Annotated in this window: 18 protein-coding genes and 1 tRNA gene; 9 read left to right on the top strand and 10 right to left on the bottom strand. The window is 28.2% G+C overall.

Annotated elements, in window-relative coordinates; genetic code table 4:
* Complete coding sequence (locus ACPYPZ_RS01480) at positions 1-1602, top strand: MHO_4530 family protein (RefSeq protein WP_426461562.1); 1602 nt, start codon at positions 1-3, stop codon at positions 1600-1602.
* A gap of 92 nt (positions 1603-1694) precedes the next feature.
* Here ACPYPZ_RS01480 and ACPYPZ_RS01475 read toward each other — a convergent pair whose 3' ends face one another.
* The 5 genes from ACPYPZ_RS01475 to ACPYPZ_RS01455 all read right to left on the bottom strand — a co-directional run bounded on the left by ACPYPZ_RS01475 (position 1695) and on the right by ACPYPZ_RS01455 (position 7576).
* Positions 1695-2681 (bottom strand): DNA-methyltransferase, encoded by a 987-nt coding sequence (locus ACPYPZ_RS01475; RefSeq protein ID WP_426461561.1) that lies wholly within the window; start codon positions 2679-2681, stop codon positions 1695-1697.
* Positions 2682-2730: 49 nt separating this feature from the next.
* Positions 2731-4629: a ribonuclease J gene (locus tag ACPYPZ_RS01470; protein WP_426461560.1), complete on the bottom strand. Its 1899-nt coding sequence runs from the start codon at positions 4627-4629 to the stop codon at positions 2731-2733.
* Positions 4630-4789: 160 nt separating this feature from the next.
* Positions 4790-5668 carry a translation elongation factor Ts gene (gene tsf, locus ACPYPZ_RS01465; RefSeq protein WP_426461559.1) on the bottom strand — a complete coding sequence of 293 codons (879 nt, stop codon included), beginning with the start codon at positions 5666-5668 and terminating at the stop codon, positions 4790-4792.
* 52 nt (positions 5669-5720) lie between these two features.
* Positions 5721-6506, bottom strand: coding sequence for a 30S ribosomal protein S2 (gene rpsB / locus ACPYPZ_RS01460; RefSeq protein ID WP_426461558.1), 786 nt, complete (start codon positions 6504-6506; stop codon positions 5721-5723).
* A gap of 233 nt (positions 6507-6739) precedes the next feature.
* The gene (locus ACPYPZ_RS01455; RefSeq protein ID WP_426461557.1) at positions 6740-7576 is read right to left on the bottom strand and encodes a Cof-type HAD-IIB family hydrolase; all 837 of its coding nucleotides are present in this window, start codon (positions 7574-7576) and stop codon (positions 6740-6742) included.
* Positions 7577-7651: 75 nt separating this feature from the next.
* Here ACPYPZ_RS01455 and ACPYPZ_RS01450 point away from each other — a divergent pair, with 75 nt between their 5' ends.
* Genes ACPYPZ_RS01450 through ACPYPZ_RS01440 form a run of 3 tightly spaced genes read left to right on the top strand, consistent with a single transcriptional unit; the run spans position 7652 to position 8986 of the window.
* On the top strand, positions 7652-8116 hold the full coding sequence (locus ACPYPZ_RS01450) for a hypothetical protein (RefSeq protein WP_426461556.1): 465 nt from the start codon (positions 7652-7654) through the stop codon (positions 8114-8116).
* Complete coding sequence (locus tag ACPYPZ_RS01445; RefSeq protein ID WP_426461555.1) at positions 8116-8616, top strand: DUF4231 domain-containing protein; 501 nt, start codon at positions 8116-8118, stop codon at positions 8614-8616. The genes ACPYPZ_RS01450 and ACPYPZ_RS01445 overlap by 1 nt, the downstream gene beginning before the upstream one ends.
* Positions 8606-8986, top strand: a complete 381-nt coding sequence (locus ACPYPZ_RS01440; RefSeq protein ID WP_426461554.1) for a hypothetical protein — start codon at positions 8606-8608, stop codon at positions 8984-8986. Before ACPYPZ_RS01445 ends, ACPYPZ_RS01440 begins: the two co-directional genes overlap by 11 nt.
* Before the next feature lie 117 nt (positions 8987-9103).
* On the opposite strand, the gene ACPYPZ_RS01435 is transcribed toward ACPYPZ_RS01440, so the two are convergent.
* Both ACPYPZ_RS01435 and ACPYPZ_RS01430 read right to left on the bottom strand, forming a co-directional pair.
* Complete coding sequence (locus ACPYPZ_RS01435) at positions 9104-10750, bottom strand: IS1634 family transposase (RefSeq protein WP_426461553.1); 1647 nt, start codon at positions 10748-10750, stop codon at positions 9104-9106.
* Positions 10751-10973: 223 nt separating this feature from the next.
* Positions 10974-12251, bottom strand: coding sequence for an endonuclease (locus ACPYPZ_RS01430; RefSeq protein WP_426461552.1), 1278 nt, complete (start codon positions 12249-12251; stop codon positions 10974-10976).
* 127 nt (positions 12252-12378) lie between these two features.
* Here ACPYPZ_RS01430 and ACPYPZ_RS01425 point away from each other — a divergent pair, with 127 nt between their 5' ends.
* On the top strand, positions 12379-12789 hold the full coding sequence (locus ACPYPZ_RS01425; protein WP_426461551.1) for a hypothetical protein: 411 nt from the start codon (positions 12379-12381) through the stop codon (positions 12787-12789).
* Positions 12790-13036: 247 nt separating this feature from the next.
* On the opposite strand, the gene ACPYPZ_RS01420 is transcribed toward ACPYPZ_RS01425, so the two are convergent.
* Both ACPYPZ_RS01420 and ACPYPZ_RS01415 read right to left on the bottom strand, forming a co-directional pair.
* Positions 13037-14212, bottom strand: a complete 1176-nt coding sequence (locus ACPYPZ_RS01420; RefSeq protein WP_426461550.1) for a restriction endonuclease subunit S — start codon at positions 14210-14212, stop codon at positions 13037-13039.
* 102 nt (positions 14213-14314) lie between these two features.
* Positions 14315-14405, bottom strand: a tRNA-Ser gene (locus tag ACPYPZ_RS01415).
* A 351-nt stretch (positions 14406-14756) separates the two neighbouring features.
* Here ACPYPZ_RS01415 and ACPYPZ_RS01410 point away from each other — a divergent pair.
* Entirely contained in the window at positions 14757-15038 is a 282-nt protein-coding gene (locus tag ACPYPZ_RS01410) for an HU family DNA-binding protein (protein WP_426461549.1), read from the top strand.
* 28 nt (positions 15039-15066) lie between these two features.
* On the opposite strand, the gene recU is transcribed toward ACPYPZ_RS01410, so the two are convergent.
* The gene (gene recU / locus ACPYPZ_RS01405; RefSeq protein WP_426461548.1) at positions 15067-15558 is read right to left on the bottom strand and encodes a Holliday junction resolvase RecU; all 492 of its coding nucleotides are present in this window, start codon (positions 15556-15558) and stop codon (positions 15067-15069) included.
* A 98-nt stretch (positions 15559-15656) separates the two neighbouring features.
* Here recU and tpiA point away from each other — a divergent pair, with 98 nt between their 5' ends.
* The 3 genes from tpiA (at position 15657) to ACPYPZ_RS01390 (ending at position 18844) form a co-directional block, all read left to right on the top strand.
* Positions 15657-16391, top strand: a complete 735-nt coding sequence (tpiA, locus tag ACPYPZ_RS01400; protein WP_426461547.1) for a triose-phosphate isomerase — start codon at positions 15657-15659, stop codon at positions 16389-16391.
* Between the two features lie 87 nt (positions 16392-16478).
* On the top strand, positions 16479-18332 hold the full coding sequence (locus tag ACPYPZ_RS01395; protein ID WP_426461546.1) for a hypothetical protein: 1854 nt from the start codon (positions 16479-16481) through the stop codon (positions 18330-18332).
* An 8-nt stretch (positions 18333-18340) separates the two neighbouring features.
* Positions 18341-18844 carry a YhcH/YjgK/YiaL family protein gene (locus tag ACPYPZ_RS01390; RefSeq protein ID WP_426461545.1) on the top strand — a complete coding sequence of 168 codons (504 nt, stop codon included), beginning with the start codon at positions 18341-18343 and terminating at the stop codon, positions 18842-18844.
* The last annotated feature ends 1 nt before the right edge of the window (position 18845 follow it).

Below are 18845 nucleotides of genomic sequence, written 5' to 3'. Positions count from 1 at the left end.
ATGTATATCTTTTTATGAATTTTAATTGTTATCTTTTTAGTAATTTGTGGATCATTTATAACGATCCTTTTTTACTATAATTCAAAGTCTTCATCTGGAATTATTCTTTTTAAAATAGATAACAATAATAAAAGAGTCTTACGTTTAAATAACAAATACAAATTTCTTTCAACAATCTTTGATGCTAAAAAAACTAGATTTGAAACATTCAATTTTATCCCTTTAAAAAACTTTATGGATTTTTTAAATGAGAATTCACGAAAGGAATTAGATGAATATTTAATGCAAAGCAATCCTAAGGATTTACAATGTGCGATCGACATTAATAAACAAGCTTTAAAAGATTTAAGTTTTACTGAAAAAATTCTAATCAAATTAGATAAAAAGATTTTAGATGGAACTAAATACTTTTTATCACTAACTCCAATTGAAAACAACGAATTTATTGGCTCAATTAAATGGAGCAAAAAGCATTCTGCAGAACATAAATCATTACAAAATTACGCTCATCGTGATGCTAAATTACCTTATGAAAGTACTATTATTGCTTTTGCATTAAAACCTTATTATTACATTAACGAAATAGATAACGATGATTTAGTTGAACTTAGCGGACTACTCGGAGTTAATTTGAATAAGACAAAAATGTTTATTCAAGATGGATTAATTTACTTTGTGACAAGAAAGCTATCAAACAGTAGTTATAAATACATCCGTAATATTATTTTAGAAATAAATGAAAATAGTTTATTTTCTAAATTATTTATTGCAGGAACAATCTTGCAGCACACTTTATTAAGAGAAAATAATCGTAAACAAATGTTATTAAAAGTAAAATATTCACTTTATAACATTATTAACGAAGAAAACTCTCATAAATATGCACAATACTTAGATTTAAACAACGACATTTACAATGATTTTAATTTCAAAGAATTTGAAAGAAATTTAAATGACTATGTTGTGTCTAACTTAAATCAAACTCCATTAAGCATTACAACCACAAACTTGCGTAGATACGAATCAAATCGTAGTTCAAATTTAGTTGTGGCTTGAATTAACACAAATGCAATTGACCAATATTGAAACAAATTTTTCAAAAACATTCCTCGTTTAAATTTTAAATACGAAGAATCTCAGCTAAATTTTATTAAGGATTACAGTGATACAGAAAAAAGCGTCACTCCAAAAAACACATTAGTCAAAGTTTCTCAAGAAGTATATTTAACTGAAGATTTTCTTGATTCAGTTAATTCACCAATTTGCTTAGTTTATGCTTATAAAAATATGTTTAGCTTCGAAGAACTTAAAGCTAAAATCAAAGAAAACTATGAACGAGAAATTCCGACCGCTTTATATATTGAAGAAATCACTAAACCAATTTACAATATTATTAATAGCACTCAATTAAAAGCAATTGTAATAGGTGAAAAAATTTCAAAACAACTCAATAATACTAATGTGTTTTATGACTGTATGAACATTGTGATGCTATCAAAAAACTACGGAATCAAACTAATTTATGAAAATCCATTACCAAATCTAGATAAATTAATAGTCCAAAAAGCTGAAGTACAAATTTGTTATTACACAAATGAATAAACACCAATTCAATCGTAATTATTTACGATTGTTTTTTTTGATTCTTAATTTAAATAACATACTATTCAAAAGTAATAATGAATTCTAATAATTTAAGATTTATATACTATTTCAAAAAACCTTTCTTGCGAAATTTTAAAATACATATTATCCAAATCACAACCATAAAAAATTCGATTGTTTCTTAATGCTGCTACACCTGTTGAACCTGAACCCATAAAGCAATCTAGCACTACGTCACCTTCGTTCGAAAACATTAAGATTAATTTTTCCATCAATTCAATAGGTTTTTGCGTAGGATGTCAATGTTTATTTTCTTTTGCTACAAATAGTACATTTGTAAGTGTTGCAGAATATAAGCTACTGTCTAATTTAACATTCTTAGTTCGTAATCTTTCATTTTTTCATATCTGCTTCAGTTCATCAAAAGGAATAAAAAGCTTTCATTTATCAATTTGATATTTTTCAATTAGCTCATCATATAATTTTTTGCTTAATAATCCAAAATGTTTTCCTGTATAGCAAAAGAAAAATTCTAATTTTCTATGTCCTAATTTCTCGTGAATCCTTCTTCTTGGTATTCCTATATATTTAAGCAGCTGATGTGCATATCATCTTGTAAAATGATTATTTTTATCAATATCTAAACTTTTTGCTATATTATTAAAAGTTCGTTTAGAATTTTTGTTTTCATTATGGATAAAAACCGCAATATTCTCTGTAAACCCCAGCGGCATTCTTTTACTGTGGAACCCCTGTGCCGAGTTATTTTTTACTCAAATCAGTTCATATTTAAAGTCGTTTAAATTAGATAAAATCATTTCAGAATAAGTTGGATTTTGTCCAAAATAAACAATGGTTCCACCGTCTTTTATCACACGATTAAATTCTTTAAACATTTTCTTTCAATCCATTTTATAATCTCATTCTATTTTTTTCTTTTGTCCTGAGAGCATCATTCCGTTGATTTTTCCATATGGTGGATCAACACAAATCAAATCAATACTTTTATCTGTTATAGTACTGAGGAAGGATAAATAGTCTTCATTTCTAATTACACACTCTTTTAATTTTCGCATAATATCTCCTTAGTTTCGATAAAAAAAGCTACTAATAAGTAGCTTATTCCTAAATTTCATCTTCTTCATCAATATCAAATTCATCATTATCAACATCACCAAAAATTGATTGACGAACCAATTCAAGTGCTTTACGTTGAGATTTCTTGATATTAAGTGGTTTTTTATTTGTTGTTTTATTTTCTGAAGTAGTTTCTTTTTCTTCTACATCTGTTTCAACATCAACTCTACTATTTGTAAACTGAATTTTAGCTTGATTTAATTCTGGATCAGCTTGTTCATCAGTATAAATAATAGTAGGGATAATAATCGGTTCACGTCTTTTTTCTTTATAGAATAAAGCTGAAAGACGATCGATAATAACATCTTCTAAATCTTTAGTAGTTCATTGTTCGAAGTTTTTAATATGATAAAGCACAGCACCGTGAGCAACACGTTTAGTTTCATCAATTAATTTTTTAGATGTTTTAACAAAGAAGCTTCCACGAGTAATAATTTGTGGACGTCCCACAATTAAATTCTTTTGACGATCGATAATAAATACAATATTAACAAATCCACTATCTTTTAATTGTGTTCTTTCTTTTAAAATTTCATTTGATAAACTAAGAACTGTATTTCCATCAATGTAAATTGGTCCAAAATCAACCGTTTCTTCTGTTGGAATAATTTCATTTTGAATCATATTAAGCACTTGTCCTTTTTTAACTACAAGCACATTTTCTGGTTTAACACCATTTTCAATCGCTGTTTGTCCATGAACTGTAGACATACGATATTCACCGTGATAAGGTAGGAAGTATTTCGGCTTTGTAAGTTGGAAAATTTTATCATGTTCTCATTTGTAAGCATGTCCAGAAGTATGTAAATATCCGTCTGGTCCGTTTTCTTTAATAATAGCACCTAATTTATATAAACGGTTAACTAATAATTCAACAACCATTCTGTTTCCTGGAATAGGACTAGATGAGAAAATAACAGTATCTCCTTTAGCAATTTTAACTGTTGCGTGTTTACCATAACTCATCCGAGAAAGAGCTGCAAGTTGTTCACCTTGAGAACCTGTTGTTAAAATAACTAAGTCGTTTTCATTTACATTTGCAAGTTGCTTTTTGTCAATTAAAACATCATTTCCAACATTAATATATCCTAATTTACGTCCGATTTTAATTCCTTGAATCATTGAACGTCCAAAAGTAATAACTTTTTTATTTAATTTAGCTGCTAGTTCAATAATAACCTTAACTCTAGTTAAGTTTGAGGCAAATGCTGTGATAATAATTTTTCTTTTAGCATTAGCCATATGTCTTTCAATATCGGTTAAAATATCACTTTCACTTGGTGAGTGATTTGGACGCATAGCATTGGTTGAATCTGAAAGTAATGCAGTAAGTCCGTCTTTACCAATTTCATCTAAACGAGCAAAATCAGTATAGTTACCAATCGGCGTATAGTCAAATCTAAAGTCACCAGTACACATCACACTACCATTTGGAGTTGAAACACGCACACCAAATGCATCTGGAATTGAGTGTTGAGCAGTTCAAAAGTCCACTTTACAATCATTAGCAAAATGATGAACATCGGTTTTTTCGATTTCTATAAATTCAATATCACGAGTAATTTTGTTCTCTTCGAATTTAAGTTTTAAATATTGAATTGCAATCCGTGGTGCAAAAATCTTTTTAATGTTTGTTTGTTGCACTAAGTATACAACTCCACCAATGTGATCTTCGTGTCCATGGGTGATAAAAAGACCTTCAATTATTTTTCCTGGTTGGTTTAAATATTCGTAACTTGGTATGATACCTTTCACCCCTGTATTAAAACTATCTGCAAATTTAATACCTGAGTCAATAATAAAAATATGGTTTTCATGCTCTATTAAAAAGGTTGATTTTCCAATCTCCTCGAAACCTCCAAGAGCAATTAAACGTGTTGGGTTCATATCTCTCCGTTTCTCTAAAATTATTAATTTGAATTGTAAATCATATTAATTTCTTTAATTAATATGTTGTTTATATTATAAAGGAAAACGGTTGATTTTGTGGAATAAAAATAAAAAACTAGTCATAAAATGACTAGTTTGAATGTTAAAAAATTATAAATTATTTAACCATGCTTGCAACTTCAGAAGCGAAGTCTGATTGAACTTTTTCAATTCCTTCACCAACTTCGAATCTTACAGCTGAAACTAATTCATCACCGTGGTTTGCTAAGTATTTAGCAACTGTTAAGCTATCTTCCATAACGAATGGTTGTTTTTCTAAAACAAATTCTGAAAGTTGTTTGTTTAATCAACCTTCAACGATAGCTGTTTGAATTTTTTCTGGTTTGTTTTCAAATCCAGCAGGTTTTTCAAATCCAGCTTTGATTTCTTCCATTCTTTCAGCAGGAATTTGAGCTACAAGTGAAAATTCAGGGTTCATAGCTGAAACGTGCATTGCAACGTTTCTAGCAGCATCAACATTGCTTCCTTTAACTGTAACAACTGCAGCAACTCTTCTGTTAGCGTGAACGTATGTTCCTAAAACTTGACCTTCACCAGCGTGTAATCTAGCAACACGACGAAGTGAAATGTTTTCTCCGATAACTGCTGTAGCGTTAAGTAATTTGTTAGCGATTGTTTCACCATCTACTAATGTAACTTCAAGAGCTTCTTCTTTGTTTAAAACTTTTGAGTTGTAGATAGCTTGTGTAACTTCTTCTACTAATGCTACGAATTTTTCGTTTTGAGCAACAAAGTCTGTTTCTGAGTTGATTTCAACTAAAACAGCTTCTTTATCTGTACCGAAAGCGTTAACCATACCTTCAGCTGAAATTCTTCCAGCTTTTTTAGCAGCTTTAACGATTCCGTTTTCTTTTAATCATTGAATAGCAGCTTCAATATCGTATGCTGAAGCTTCTAAAGCTTTTTTACAGTCAACAAGAGCTGAGTTTGTTCTTGCACGTAATTCTTTGATTAATTCCATTTTGTTGTCGGCCATATTTGCCTCCTTATATTTCTTATTATTAAATTTTAATGATAGTTACAGATTATTATTCTGCTCTTTTTGATTGAAAGTCAGGTAAAACAACTTTTTCATCATCTTGGTAAGCGAATAATTGTTGTCCACCTTGTGCTTTAACGATAGCATCTGCTAAAACAGTCATGATTAATGTAATTGATTTAGCTGAATCATCGTTAGCAGGAATACCAAAGTCTAAAAGATCTGGATCTGAGTTTGTATCTAAAATACCAATAACTTTGATTTTCTTTCTTCTTGCTTCTTTAACAGCAATTTCATCTTCGTTTGGATCAGCAACGATCATAACTTGTGGTAAACGTTTCATATCACGGATACCATCAAGGTTTTTGTGAAGTTTGTCAAGTTCTTTTTGGAAGTTTAAAGCTTCTTTCTTTGTGTATCCTTGGAAGTTTTTAGCTGCTTTAGCTTCTAATTCTTCCATTTTCTTAACACGAGACATAATTGTTTCGTTGTTTGTAAGTGTTCCACCTAATCATCTTTCTGTTACGTAAAGTGATTTTGTTCTTTCAGCAGCAGCTTTAACAGCGTCTCTAGCTTGTTTTTTTGTACCAACAAAAATAAATTGAGCGTGTTTTGATGCTAATTGGTTTACTAATGTGTAAGCATATTCAAGGTATTTTTGTGTTTTTGAAATGTCAATAATGTGTGACCCTTTGTTTCTTTTGTTAGGAACAATGTAGTCTTTCATTTTAGGGTTTCAAGCGTGAGTTTTGTGTCCGAAGTAAGCTCCAGCTTCTAATAATTTGTTTTTTGAAACAATTGGTTGTCTTGTTTCTGTTTTTTTGTTTTCTGTCATATTTTAATTTCCTTTTTAGTTTGTTAGTCAATGCAAACGCTTCGAACGCCTAGCACTACATTAAAATAGCACACCCAAGCGAATTCACGTTTGTAGTTCATTATTTAATTATTAATAATGGAGTATGAAACTCTGTTTAAATTTTAGCAAAATAATTATTTTTAACAAGTTAATACTTTTTAAAAAAATAAACAGCTAAAAATAGTATTTTTTAAGGTTTTGTGATTAAAAAATTATTTCTTAGTTTGTTGTGAAATCATTCTTTTTAGTTCGAAATCACTACGGTATAAGTAATCATCTATAGCTTCAACTAAACCTAATTGATCAACACAAGAAGTGTAATATTTAGCAAATGATTTTGTATATTTATCTGCATTTTCCATTACGTATGAATAGCCAGCTAATTCAAACATTGAAATATCATTTTGGCTATCACCAATTGCCATTACATTATCTACTGTAGTTTCAAAAACATTTTCGCAAAGCCATTTCATTCCTGTACCTTTTGAAACTCCTGTTTTAGTAATTTCAATATGTGAATGTAAATTACAAATATTTAAATCAATATTTTGTGCGACTGCTTTTTCATAAAAGACTTGAAGTTTTTTTGGATCACCGTAAACTTCTATTTTATGCATATCGTCATTTAAACGACCATCAAGAATTCAATCATTGTATTCACAAAAGTCTGAAATGAAATCTTTAAAAGCATCAGTGTATAAATGTAAATAATATTGGTGTGTTCCAAAATAATAAAGTCCAACACCACATTCTTCTGCTAAATCAAAGACTTTTTTTGCTTCACTAAGTGGTAATGTTTCTAAGTGTAAAATTTGTTTTTCTTGGTTGTCTCAAATTAAAGCACCATTTGAACAAACAATGTAACGACCACTAAGCTGATCTGCTAATCTTTGGATTTTTTCGTATGGTCCATTTCCTGTATTAATTACAAAAGGTACTCCTTTTTTGGTAATTTCTGCTGTTTTTTGGATCGTCTCTACCGCGAGTTCTTTACTTGGAAAAGGGTAAATTGTTCCATCAACATCACTAAAAACTGCTCATTTATGCATTTAAGCTCCTCTCTGTATATTAATAATATCATTTAGATAATTATTATTTAAAAATTCAGTATAAAATATTTAAATATGAATAAGTTAATCCAAGCATTAGAAAAGAAAATAGCAAGTGATAAAAAGAAGCTTAAAATTTATCGCTTTGTGGATACTTTTACTTCGATTTTAATTGCTATTTTAAACATTTCAATTATCGCACTTGCGATTCGTACTTTAGTTTTATTGGTGGAAGCATCTAATAAAAATAAACAAGATAAAGATATTTTTTCATTCACTATTTTAATCATTTTATCAGTGCTTATTTTGTCATCATTTTTAATCACTATTACTTTAACAATTTATAAATATAATTCACGTCAACAAGAGTATAAAAAACTTTCTAATACTATTAAATATTTAGAAATGAAATACGAAGCTGGTGAATTAACTGATGAACAACTTGATGAACTTGCTGATAAAATTCTCGCTAAAGCAAGCAAAAAGACCAAATTAATTATTACTAAAGCTATAAAAGATCAAATTACTACAGGAGCATAATGACAAATTTTTATAAAGAATACTTAAAAATCAAGAAAAAACTCATTTTTTCAATGTACATTTATGGTTTTTTATATTACTTGCTTAATTTAATTACAATTCTTGCTGCTTTTTACATTAGTTTATTAGCTATTTACTTTTTAGCTGGAGCTAACGGAAATTATCTTGGCGGAATTGAAAATAACCCATATCACGATCCAGAATTTTTAAATAAATCAGGAGTTTACGTAATTTTTACAACAATTATTAACTCAATTGTTGGTCTTATTTCTGGTATGCTTTCATTTTTCCTTGTAAATACAAAATTTCAAAACAAAAAAACTCAAATTAAAAAACTTTCTTTTGAAGAATTAGCCTTTAATTCAAATTTAGCTAATTACAAATTAAAAGAAACTAAAGAAAAGAAAGAATTTTATTTATATAAAAGATCACTAATTATTACACAATTCGATCGTTATCACACCGAGATGATTAAAGGAGATAATTTTTATGAAGCGTAATACAAAAGAAAAAACTAAAATCAAAAAAATAAAAAATGTCTTATTAAGAAAATACTGAATTAGTCGTAGCTTATTTGTTACTTTATCAATTCTTGCGATTGTAATTTCTGCTGCTACTGTTATTTTAAACCTTTGATCAATTCGCTTTAATAAAGTTCCAGATACAACAATGAGTTATTTTGTATCCATTGCCGTACTTACATCAGCAATGTCATTAATTGTTTCAATTCAATCATTTCTTAACATTCAAGATCGTAAAAGCACTTTAACTAATAATGTTAATCAAAATAACGAATTACTCAGCGAATTTAAAAATGGTAAAGAGCTCACTCAAGAAGACCTTGATCAAATTTTAAATACAATCAATTAAAAAACTAGAGCATCAAACTCTAGTTTTTTCATACTATTTAACCTGGGTTTCCGAGTTGTAACTAGGTAAAAATAAATACACCTAAAAAATAGGTGTATTCGTAAACCTAAAATAAAATTACTTGTACAAAATTGCATTTACAATATTTGATATTGTTTTGTAATCTTGTACTTGTTTTTTATTATCTTCATTTTCAATGAAAGTTTTTTCTACTTCTTTTGAGTTTATATACTTAACAAAATATTCAGCTGAAACAATAGCTTCAATAAATCTTTTGTTTGTGTAATGTTCATATAAAACTCCACTATTTTCCAAAGTTGAATTTACTAAATAAAGTGAGTATTTTAAAATAACTAACGACATAAAGCATAATGTAAAATGTGCGATGATGTGTTCATCTTTTCACACATACATTGGTCTAACTTCTAAAGCTGTTTTCAATGTTCTAAAGTTTTCTTCTATTTGTCATTGTTGACTGTAAATATCAATTATTTCAAACGGAGATAAATCAAATCTATTTGTCTCGTAAATGTAATAACCGTCATATTTTTCATCTTCTTGAATTTTTTCTACATCTAACTCATAGTAAGATTCACCAATTTGTTTGAAAAAACGACACTTTTTAGAACCGGTTAAGTCATTTGCATTAACATAACCATCTTTATTTTTTCTTTTGTTAAAATTGTTTATTAAAGTTTTTCTATCTTCTCTATCTTTTGCTGCACGACTTTCGCTGAAAGTAATAATTCTTTTTCTAACTTCACCGTTAGGTCTTTTACTTTTAAAAAGCGAAGCATATGTCATTTCTTTAAATTTAATATTATTTTTTTCGATGTAATCACTTTCATCCAAAACATATTCCTTAAACTTTTTACTACTTGTTTTTAGTCTATAAGAAATAATATAGTTAATTTTATGTTGCTCTAAAAAACGAATATTAGAGTTGATACTCATACCTTTATCAGCAATAATTGTGACATTTTGAATTTTGTAAATTGACATTATTTCCAACATAAAATGTATCATTGTTTTGCAATCTGCAGTAGAACCCTTGAATACTTTAAAATGTATTGGTATTCCATTAATATCAGTCGCCATTCCAATCACAACTTGATCTTCTTTAAATTTTCCATCTTTTGAATAACCAGGATATCTTAAACCATCTCTTACAAAACTTTCAAAGTAAGTTGTGGTTAAATCAAAGAAAAATAAATTCACATTTCTATTTGTTAATTCACCTATTCTTTGGTTTAAATTAATTAATAATTGATCTTTTTTGTCGAAAATATAATCTAATAAACCGTAAAATGACGTTTTCTTAACATCTGGAGTTTCTACAAATTTATGTTTATTTTGAAAAATTCCGATCATACTTGTAGGGTCTAAAATACGTGAAGTAATTGTGTATTTCAACAATTTATCTAAATCTTTATGTTTAGATTTTTGAATGTTTGAAAATAAATTCATACTATCAATTACTTTATAAATAGTTTCAACACCATATTTAACTGTTTTTGTTTCTACGGTTTGACTATTTAATGATTTCAGTAAAATTTCTTTAACTTTTTCCTTGCTTTCAGTAGTAGGGATTTTTTCTGCTTCTTTTTTGAGAACACTAATTGGGTCAGAAACAATTTCCATTAACTTTTCCAACCTACCAATTCCTACTTGATTACTATAACCTTTTCCGTAACCGTTTGAAACTGCTACCGAAACATATGTATGATCTTTTCTTTTATGTTTGATGACAATGAATTTTTCCATATTTTCATTATATCATTTTATACAAGTAATACAAGTAAAAAAATAAGAAAATTAGTGTTACCTATTATTTACATAGTAAATAATAGAAAAATTAGAATAAAAAATTGAGCTTCCAACTCGGAAACTCAGGAAAAATGGTAAAGAGCTCACTCAAGAAGACCTTGATCAAATTTTAAATACAATCAATTAAAAAACTAGAGCATCAAACTCTAGTTTTTTCATACTATTTAAGTACTAAAACTCCTTTATTAACAAATGGTTTATTTCCAAATAATGAATCTGCTAAATCTGGATAATCAATAAATGGGTTTCTTCTGTGTTGCTCTGTTCAATTTGCTGTTTCATTGTTTCTTACAACATCAAATGCATCAACTGGATCTTGTTTATTTCAATTTAAGTATGTTTCTAAGTAGTGTGGTTTAAGGTATGGAGCTGATTTTTGGAATACTTCTTGAGCTTCTTTTGTTTCTGTAATATTGTTACTTGAACCATATGTCATTGCAAAGTATAGGTAAGCACGAGCTATATCACCTTTAAATGCATCGACTGGTTCAAATGTTTTTTCTCCAATTGAATTAGTTCCTAAACGTGAACCGTTTTCTGATGTTAGAACAGAACTTACAACATTATCGTGTGGATAATTAGAACGATCTCTATTTACTTTAATATCAGTAGGTCAAACGTGAATTGGGTCATTTCTCATTTCGGCCACTTTTCTAAATCAACTTTGTGGAATAACGTGTTCTCTATTCATTCCATCACCTTCATTAGCACCACCTGTAGTTGCATAACTGTTGAATGTATATGGATCTTTACCATTTGGATTTTCTGAATAAACATCTAACATTGTGCCGTCATTTTCAAAGAATCTATCTTTAAAAGCATTAGTTGAATTATAGAAACTTGGTAAATTATTATAATTTCCAGTTTCATGTTTAGATACTTGTAATTTAACTAAAGCATCCATTAATTCTTTACCACTTAATCCATCTAGTGATTTGTAGTAATTATTTGAAGCATCATATGCAAACTTACCTTCTGCTACTACTGGTGTAATAGGTTTAGGTTGTTCTTGTTTATCATCAGTTTTTGGATTATCAACTGGTTTAGTGTCATTTGTTTCTGGTTTTAAGTATTCTGCTGGAATTACAAATGAAGCTGTAAGTGGACCTACATAACCATTTTCTTTACTTGGTTTATTTTGTTCGTTACGTGATACTAAAAAGTAATGAATTGTAACTTTTCCAGTCTTAGCATCAAAATCAGCTGAAAGATTAGTATTTGCAAAACCTTTTTTATCAATGTATTTTTTATCATCTGCTAAAGCTGGAATTACAGTACCAAATTTTGAATCAACTGGTTTAAAGTTAATCCCTTCTGTTAAGTCCTTACTTTTTGGAGCACGAGCACCCATTTTATTAGTTTTTCAATCATAAAAGAATTGAAGTCCATATTTTTTATCTGGATGTGTTACGTGATTATAAAGCACAGCATAATCCATATCATCTGCTGGTTCAATTAAATGATCAAGATCGTATTTGTCAACAAATACTTTTAATTCTGAATCTTTAATTGATTCTCTATCAACTGTAGGGTTAATAGTGTTTTTTTTTTGTTTGGATCGGTAGTTGGCTCTGGTTGCGGAGTTGGCTCTGGTTGCGGAGTTGGCTCTGGTTGTGGAGTTGGCTCTGGTTGTGGAGTTGGCTCTGGTTGTGGAGTTGGCTCTGGTTGTGGAGTTGGCTCTGGTTGCGGAGTTGGCTCAGGTTGTGGAGTTGGCTCTGGTTGCGGAGTTGGCTCTGGTTGTGGAGTTGGCTCTGGTTGTGGAGTTGGCTCTGGTTGTGGAGTTGGCTCTGGTTGTGGAGTTGGCTCTGGTTGTGGAGTTGGCTCTGGTTGCGGAGTTGGCTCAGGTTGTGGAGTTGGCTCTGGTTGCGGAGTTGGCTCTGGTTGCGGAGTTGGCTCTGGTTGCGGAGTTGGCTCTGGTTGTGGAGTTGGCTCTGGTTGTGGAGTTGGCTCTGGTTGTGGAGTTGGCTCTGGTGTAGGTTCAACGTGAACTTTTACATCACAACCAGCTGACATAGTAGCCACTCCTGGAATAAGAGCAATTGGTGCTAATAAAAAGAATTTCTTAAGCTTATTTTTCATAGTTTCTCCTAGAAATTTTAATATATATATATATATATTTGTATATCTCATTGAATAAATTTACATTGTATAAATTATATAAGTTTTCATATAATGTGGTATCTTTTTCACATTTTTGCATAATAAAAAGCACCGATAAAAGTGCTAATCATTTTCAGCATTTGAAAAATCAAATAATTTATTTAAATAATATTTAAAACGTTTGTTTTCTAGATTGATAAGTTTAGGAATGCTCTCATTGCTAGTATGAGTTAAATTGTGTAGGTTTTCTAATATATAAACAACTTTTTCTTGATAATCTATCGGTGGTATTTCTATAATATATTTTTTAAATTTTTCAACATTCAATGTCTTGAATGTGCTGTTATTTATATATGGAGCAATGTTATCATTTATTTTGTGAAAAAAATATAAAGCAAATTTAGGTAATAATTTATCCTTAAATTTATCATATATATCAAAATTAAGAATAGATTGATTACAAAAAGCATCAAATTGCATAATCGCAAAACGACCAACAGTTGCTCTAGCACTAAATAAAATACTATCTTTTTTAAAAAGATTCTTATTTTTGAAATAAATTTGATTAACTGTTTTTTCAGAATTATTTAAGATTCCACCATTTTCAGGAAAATCTGCTACCGTATATCATTTAATTGTTCCATTTTTTCAAAAAGAACTATTTTTAGTAGATGGTGTTGCACCATACCTTATCTTAAAAATATCTTCTAAAGTATATTCATCGAAAGAAGGAAAATTGAAAGGATTATATAAGATGTTTAAATAGTATTTATTTACATTGTTTCTATGCGTAAGCTCATGCGTAAGCTCATGCGTAAGCTCAGATATAATATCTAAAATCTCAACAACTTTTTGTTGTTCTTCTAAAGAAGGTAAAGGAACGATTAATTCATATAAATCACGTAAATAAACATGTTGAATAGCAGCTCCAACACGTAAATACCTAAAAATTCAAGGTTCAATTTTCTTAAGATAGTAATATAAATACTTTTTATTTATAAGTTCATTTGTTTCAAAAATGAACAAATCTGGACCAGCTCATATTTTTTCTGTTGTTCAGTTTGTATATCCAGCTGAACCTCCGCTAGACATTATTAATTCATTTTCACCTAAATTATATGTTGGTCAATAACCAGATTCTTTCACTCCACCATTAAAATATTTATAACCAGATTTGATATTTTTATCTCTTTTAATCGCTTCACCTTTTTTGATTTTAACAATTTCTCTTAATCTAACCATTTTTACATTTTCAGTGTAAAACTCATCTAGCATTTTTCTTTCAATCAGTGGTTCCATTATTTTTCTCTTTCAAATTACTATCTAATAATTTTTAAATTATATATAAATCTGCAAAATTATAAGAAAAAGCCCAAATGGGCTTAGGTCAATTTCTTGAAATGGCGGAACAGAGAGGATTTGAACCTCCGCGGGAGTTGCCTCCCCTACAGTCTTAGCAGGACCGCCTCTTCAGCCTCTTGAGTACTGTTCCATATTTGTGTTAATATTATAAAGCATTTTGAAAAATAGACAAGTATATTTTATTTTTTGAAAACTTCATTATTAATAATTTTTAATTACTTACTTATTTTTTTATTTGTTAAGTTCTTTTATGAAAAATTGTTTTTTCAAAATAAAAAAACTTATTTTTTACAAAAATATGGAACAAAAATGAAAAATTTCAGGCATTTTTACTTATTTTTGACTAAGTTTTTCGATTTTATTTATATAAAATGTTATATTTTTAATGAAATTTAATAAAAGTGCCTATAAAATAGGCTTAAAAATTTAAAAAATATTTTTTTATATTATAATATTATTGTTAGTACCACATAGGAGAAATATGACAAAAAAAGATTTTATCGTAGATGTCGCAGAATACGCAGACTTAGAACCTAAATTAGTTGAAAAAGTATTCGACTCAATGGTGTTTGTTCTTAAAGAACAATTAATTACTGAAGAAAAAGTTAGATTATCAAAATTAGGAATTTTCTCAACAGTTGTTAAACAACCTCGTACAATTCAAAACAAATTTACTAAACAAGAACAACAAATTCCACAAAGACGTGTAATTAAATATAAACCTTCTAAGTACTTACGTGACCAAATTGACATCAAAGCATAGTAAGACTAACCGTAAACGGTTAGTTTTTTTATTTAAAAATATTAACAATTCCAGGAAATTCAAATTCTAAAACAACTGATATTTTAATTAGCCTATCCACAGAAATTGATTTATTAAACTTCATATCACTATAAATTCAAGTTGGATCAGTTTTAACAAATTTGTTTTCTGTCTCAAAATAAAAAATCAAATACGCTAATCCACCATGAGTTGCAATTAGATTCAAATATTCAATTTGGTGTTGCTTAATATTTTTATAATCAAACCTTTCTCCTTTACAACTCTTTGCTTCAAAGCAAACAAACATTCCTTGAAACATTCCAATATAATCAACAGTGCTTTTTTTAAATAAATATCCTTTTAGCGATTTCTTAGATTCATTATTTTGAGCTTTACTAACTTCGGTTAATAAAAATGGCAAACTCTTTTTTTCGATAAAAGCAATATCATTTTTTGCATAATAATTTAAAGAACGATTTAATACTTCTTCTAAAAACATACCTTTATTTTTTTGACTCATATTTATTAAATAAGTAAATTCCAAAAATTAACAAAAATAAAACTAAATTAAGGTAAAAAATAATTTAAAATACTTTTATATTACTTGAGAGGAGAAAAATGAAAAAATTAGTAATCATTGGTAACTGAAAAATGAACAAAACTTTTTCAGAAGCACAAGAATTTATTAAAGAATTCGGACAAATTTACAAAGAAGAAAGATTAAATGTTGCTAAAGGTGTTAAATTCGCTATCGCTGCACCATTTGTTGACTTAGCTGCTTTTAAATCAAACAAATACAAAGCTTTACAATTAGCTGCTCAAAATATGTCAAACAAAGAAGGTGGAGCTTTCACAGGTGAAATTTCTCCATCTATGTTAGTTGATTTAGGTGTTAAATATGTTGTTCTTGGACACAGCGAAAGAAGAACATACTACCACGAAGATGATCAATTTATTTACGAAAAAGCTAAATTAGCATTAGAACACGGAATGACACCAGTTATCTGTGTTGGTGAAACATTAGAAGAATACGAAGCTGGAAAAACAAAAGAAGTTGTTAAAGCTCAAATCGAAAAATCAGTACAAGATTTAGATTTAACAAAAATCATTGTTGCTTACGAACCAATTTGAGCTATTGGAACAGGTAAAGTTGCTACTCCTGAAATCGCTCAAGATGTTTGTGCTTACATTCACAAAATTACATCTAAGAAATTAATCGTTCAATACGGTGGAAGTGTTAGTCCTAAAAACATTGCTGAACTTTCAACACAAAAAGACATCGATGGTTTCTTAGTTGGTGGTGCAAGTTTAGAAGCTTCAAGTTTCATGAAATTACTTACATTAGGAAAATAAGAGCTTATGCTCTTTTTTTATACTTTTTTTGTAAAAAAAATTATGTATAAAATATAATATTTTCAACTTTGAAACACGAAAGGAATAATGAAACCTAAAATCAAAAAAATCTTATTTTCTACCATAGGAATTACAGTAGGTTTATCTTGTCTATCTAGTTTAATTGCTTACAAAACTAAAAACAGCTTTAAACCAAGTTTTTACAACTATAAATCTTATATGTCACATGATAATATTAATCAAGTAAACAAAGACTTTGATTACAAAGTTTTCGATGAAATTAACCAATTTTCAAAAGCTTTAATTAATAATAAAGCTGCTGCCGGAATTGGAACCGAATATCTTTCAATTAATCTTATTAAAAATAAATTAATTTCTAAAATTGATTTTGCTACTTTACTAGATGATGAAACCTTAATTACTTGTGAAAAAGTTGAAAAAGCATTGCAACAAATTTATCGTCCAGAAATTTGAGAACATCTAAAATCTTTTGATAAATATTTAACAAACAATGAAGGTAGTTTATGAGAATACTTTATTCCATATTACTCACAAGATGCTATTGTTGGTTATAACATTCAAAAAAATAAAATTAAAAATCAAGGTATTTTAAAAGATAACGGAGAAATTAATTTTGATGCAACAGAGTTTAAAAATCGTTTCGGTGTAAATAAAACTCATAATCTTGAAAATATTTTAAAAGTGTTAAAAGAAAATAATTTCACACATTTAATGATTACTGATGCAATGCGTGATAATTTAGCATACGCTTCTGCTTATTGAAAATTACCTGATAATTCTTATACAGATAAAAAATTTACAGGTGAAGTTCACAAAAATACTTATCAAGAATTAATGATCTATTTTGCAGAATTACTTAAAAATTCTTGAAATTCCGATTTAAAAGACTTAAATAATATTTCTTTTAAAGGAGATAGCTTAGAAATTATCCGCAATTTATTAAATCCTCAATTTAAAGATCATTCTGCTGCTTTAATGTATAACGGTGATGCAATGAATGCATATTATGCAAGCGAACATTTTTCTGAACTAAAAGATAAAACATCGATTCGTGGCATCAAACCAAAACATAATATTTTATTAGTTGATGGTTTTATACTTGCTCGAAATAATGAAAAACAAAATAAACAATATTTAAAATCGCTTTCTAATAGCATTTTCAAAAAACTAAAAGACACACATCACTTAATTAATAACTTAAACAGTAAAAACTTAAAACAACAAATTATCACTGAAGCTGTATATTTTGCAGACTGACAAAAATACAAAAAAATTGAATGAGAAAATCTCGGATTATCCGAATCAGAAATTAACGATTTATTAAATCACTTTGGAAAATTAGTTAATTTAGCAACAACTGAAAATCAAAATAAATTAAATGATTTTTATAGTTCTAGAAATCAACACCAAAATTTCTTAAATGGTAAGACAAACGAAGATGTAAATATCGAAGAAAGAATTTCTCCTTACACCAAAATTATTTTTGAAGAGCTAAATTCTAATTTTCAAAACATATTTAGCGATAATTCTAATCAAAATAGTTTAGCAACTACACTTAGAAAGCTATTTAATAAAACAATAAATATTAAAACGCAAGCACAAATTACAGATCAAAAAGACAAATTATTAATCTTAGCACGCATTATTGCGAAAATAAATCTTTTAAACTCTAGAATTGAAAGTCTTGATCCTGTAATTAGTAATTTTAATTACGTTCGATACGTTCCAACCGATACAGAATTATATGAATTAGTATTAAGAAATTACTTTTTAGACTATTTTACAGGTCAAGATGAAACGGTAATTAAAATTTACGAAATTATAAATAACCAAAATAATATTCACACAGCATTAGGACCAGTTTCAGATCGCTTACAAAGCTTATTAAATACCGAATACTTCAATCGTACAAAGTCATAATAAAATGAATGTGATATAATAAAAACATTCTTACGCAAAAAGGAGCAAATATGATTTTTGACGCAATAAAAAACGCAAAAAAATACAAAACTGAATATCCACAAATTAACAAAGCATTGCAATTATTATCTGAAATTGATTTTAATTCTTTAAAAGATGGTGCAAATATCATTGATGAAAATATCAAAATTATCAAAAGAGATTTTTGAGATTTTTATCCAGGTGAAAAATTCGGTGAATTACACGATAATCACGTAGATATCCATATTTTTGGTGGAACTACAACTGAAAAAATTTATTTTGATCATGATTTTACTTACCAAGTCGAAGATATTTTAGGCGAAAATAAAGAAACTGATGTTGTGTTTCCTAGAACTAAAGAATATAAATCATTTGTAATTTTAGAACCTAATACTTTTGCTTTATTTCTACCAGGTGAATTTCATGCTCCAAAAATCAATGATGAGAATCTTACACACATTAATAAATACATAATTAAGGTTAAAATTTAAA

The organism is Mycoplasma hafezii, from assembly GCF_049942695.1.
GTDB classification, from domain to species: Bacteria; Bacillota_I; Bacilli_A; order Mycoplasmatales; family Metamycoplasmataceae; genus Mycoplasmopsis; species Mycoplasmopsis hafezii.
The sequence above is the reverse complement of the archived record's forward strand: the minus strand, read 5'-3'. Positions and strand labels throughout refer to the sequence as shown.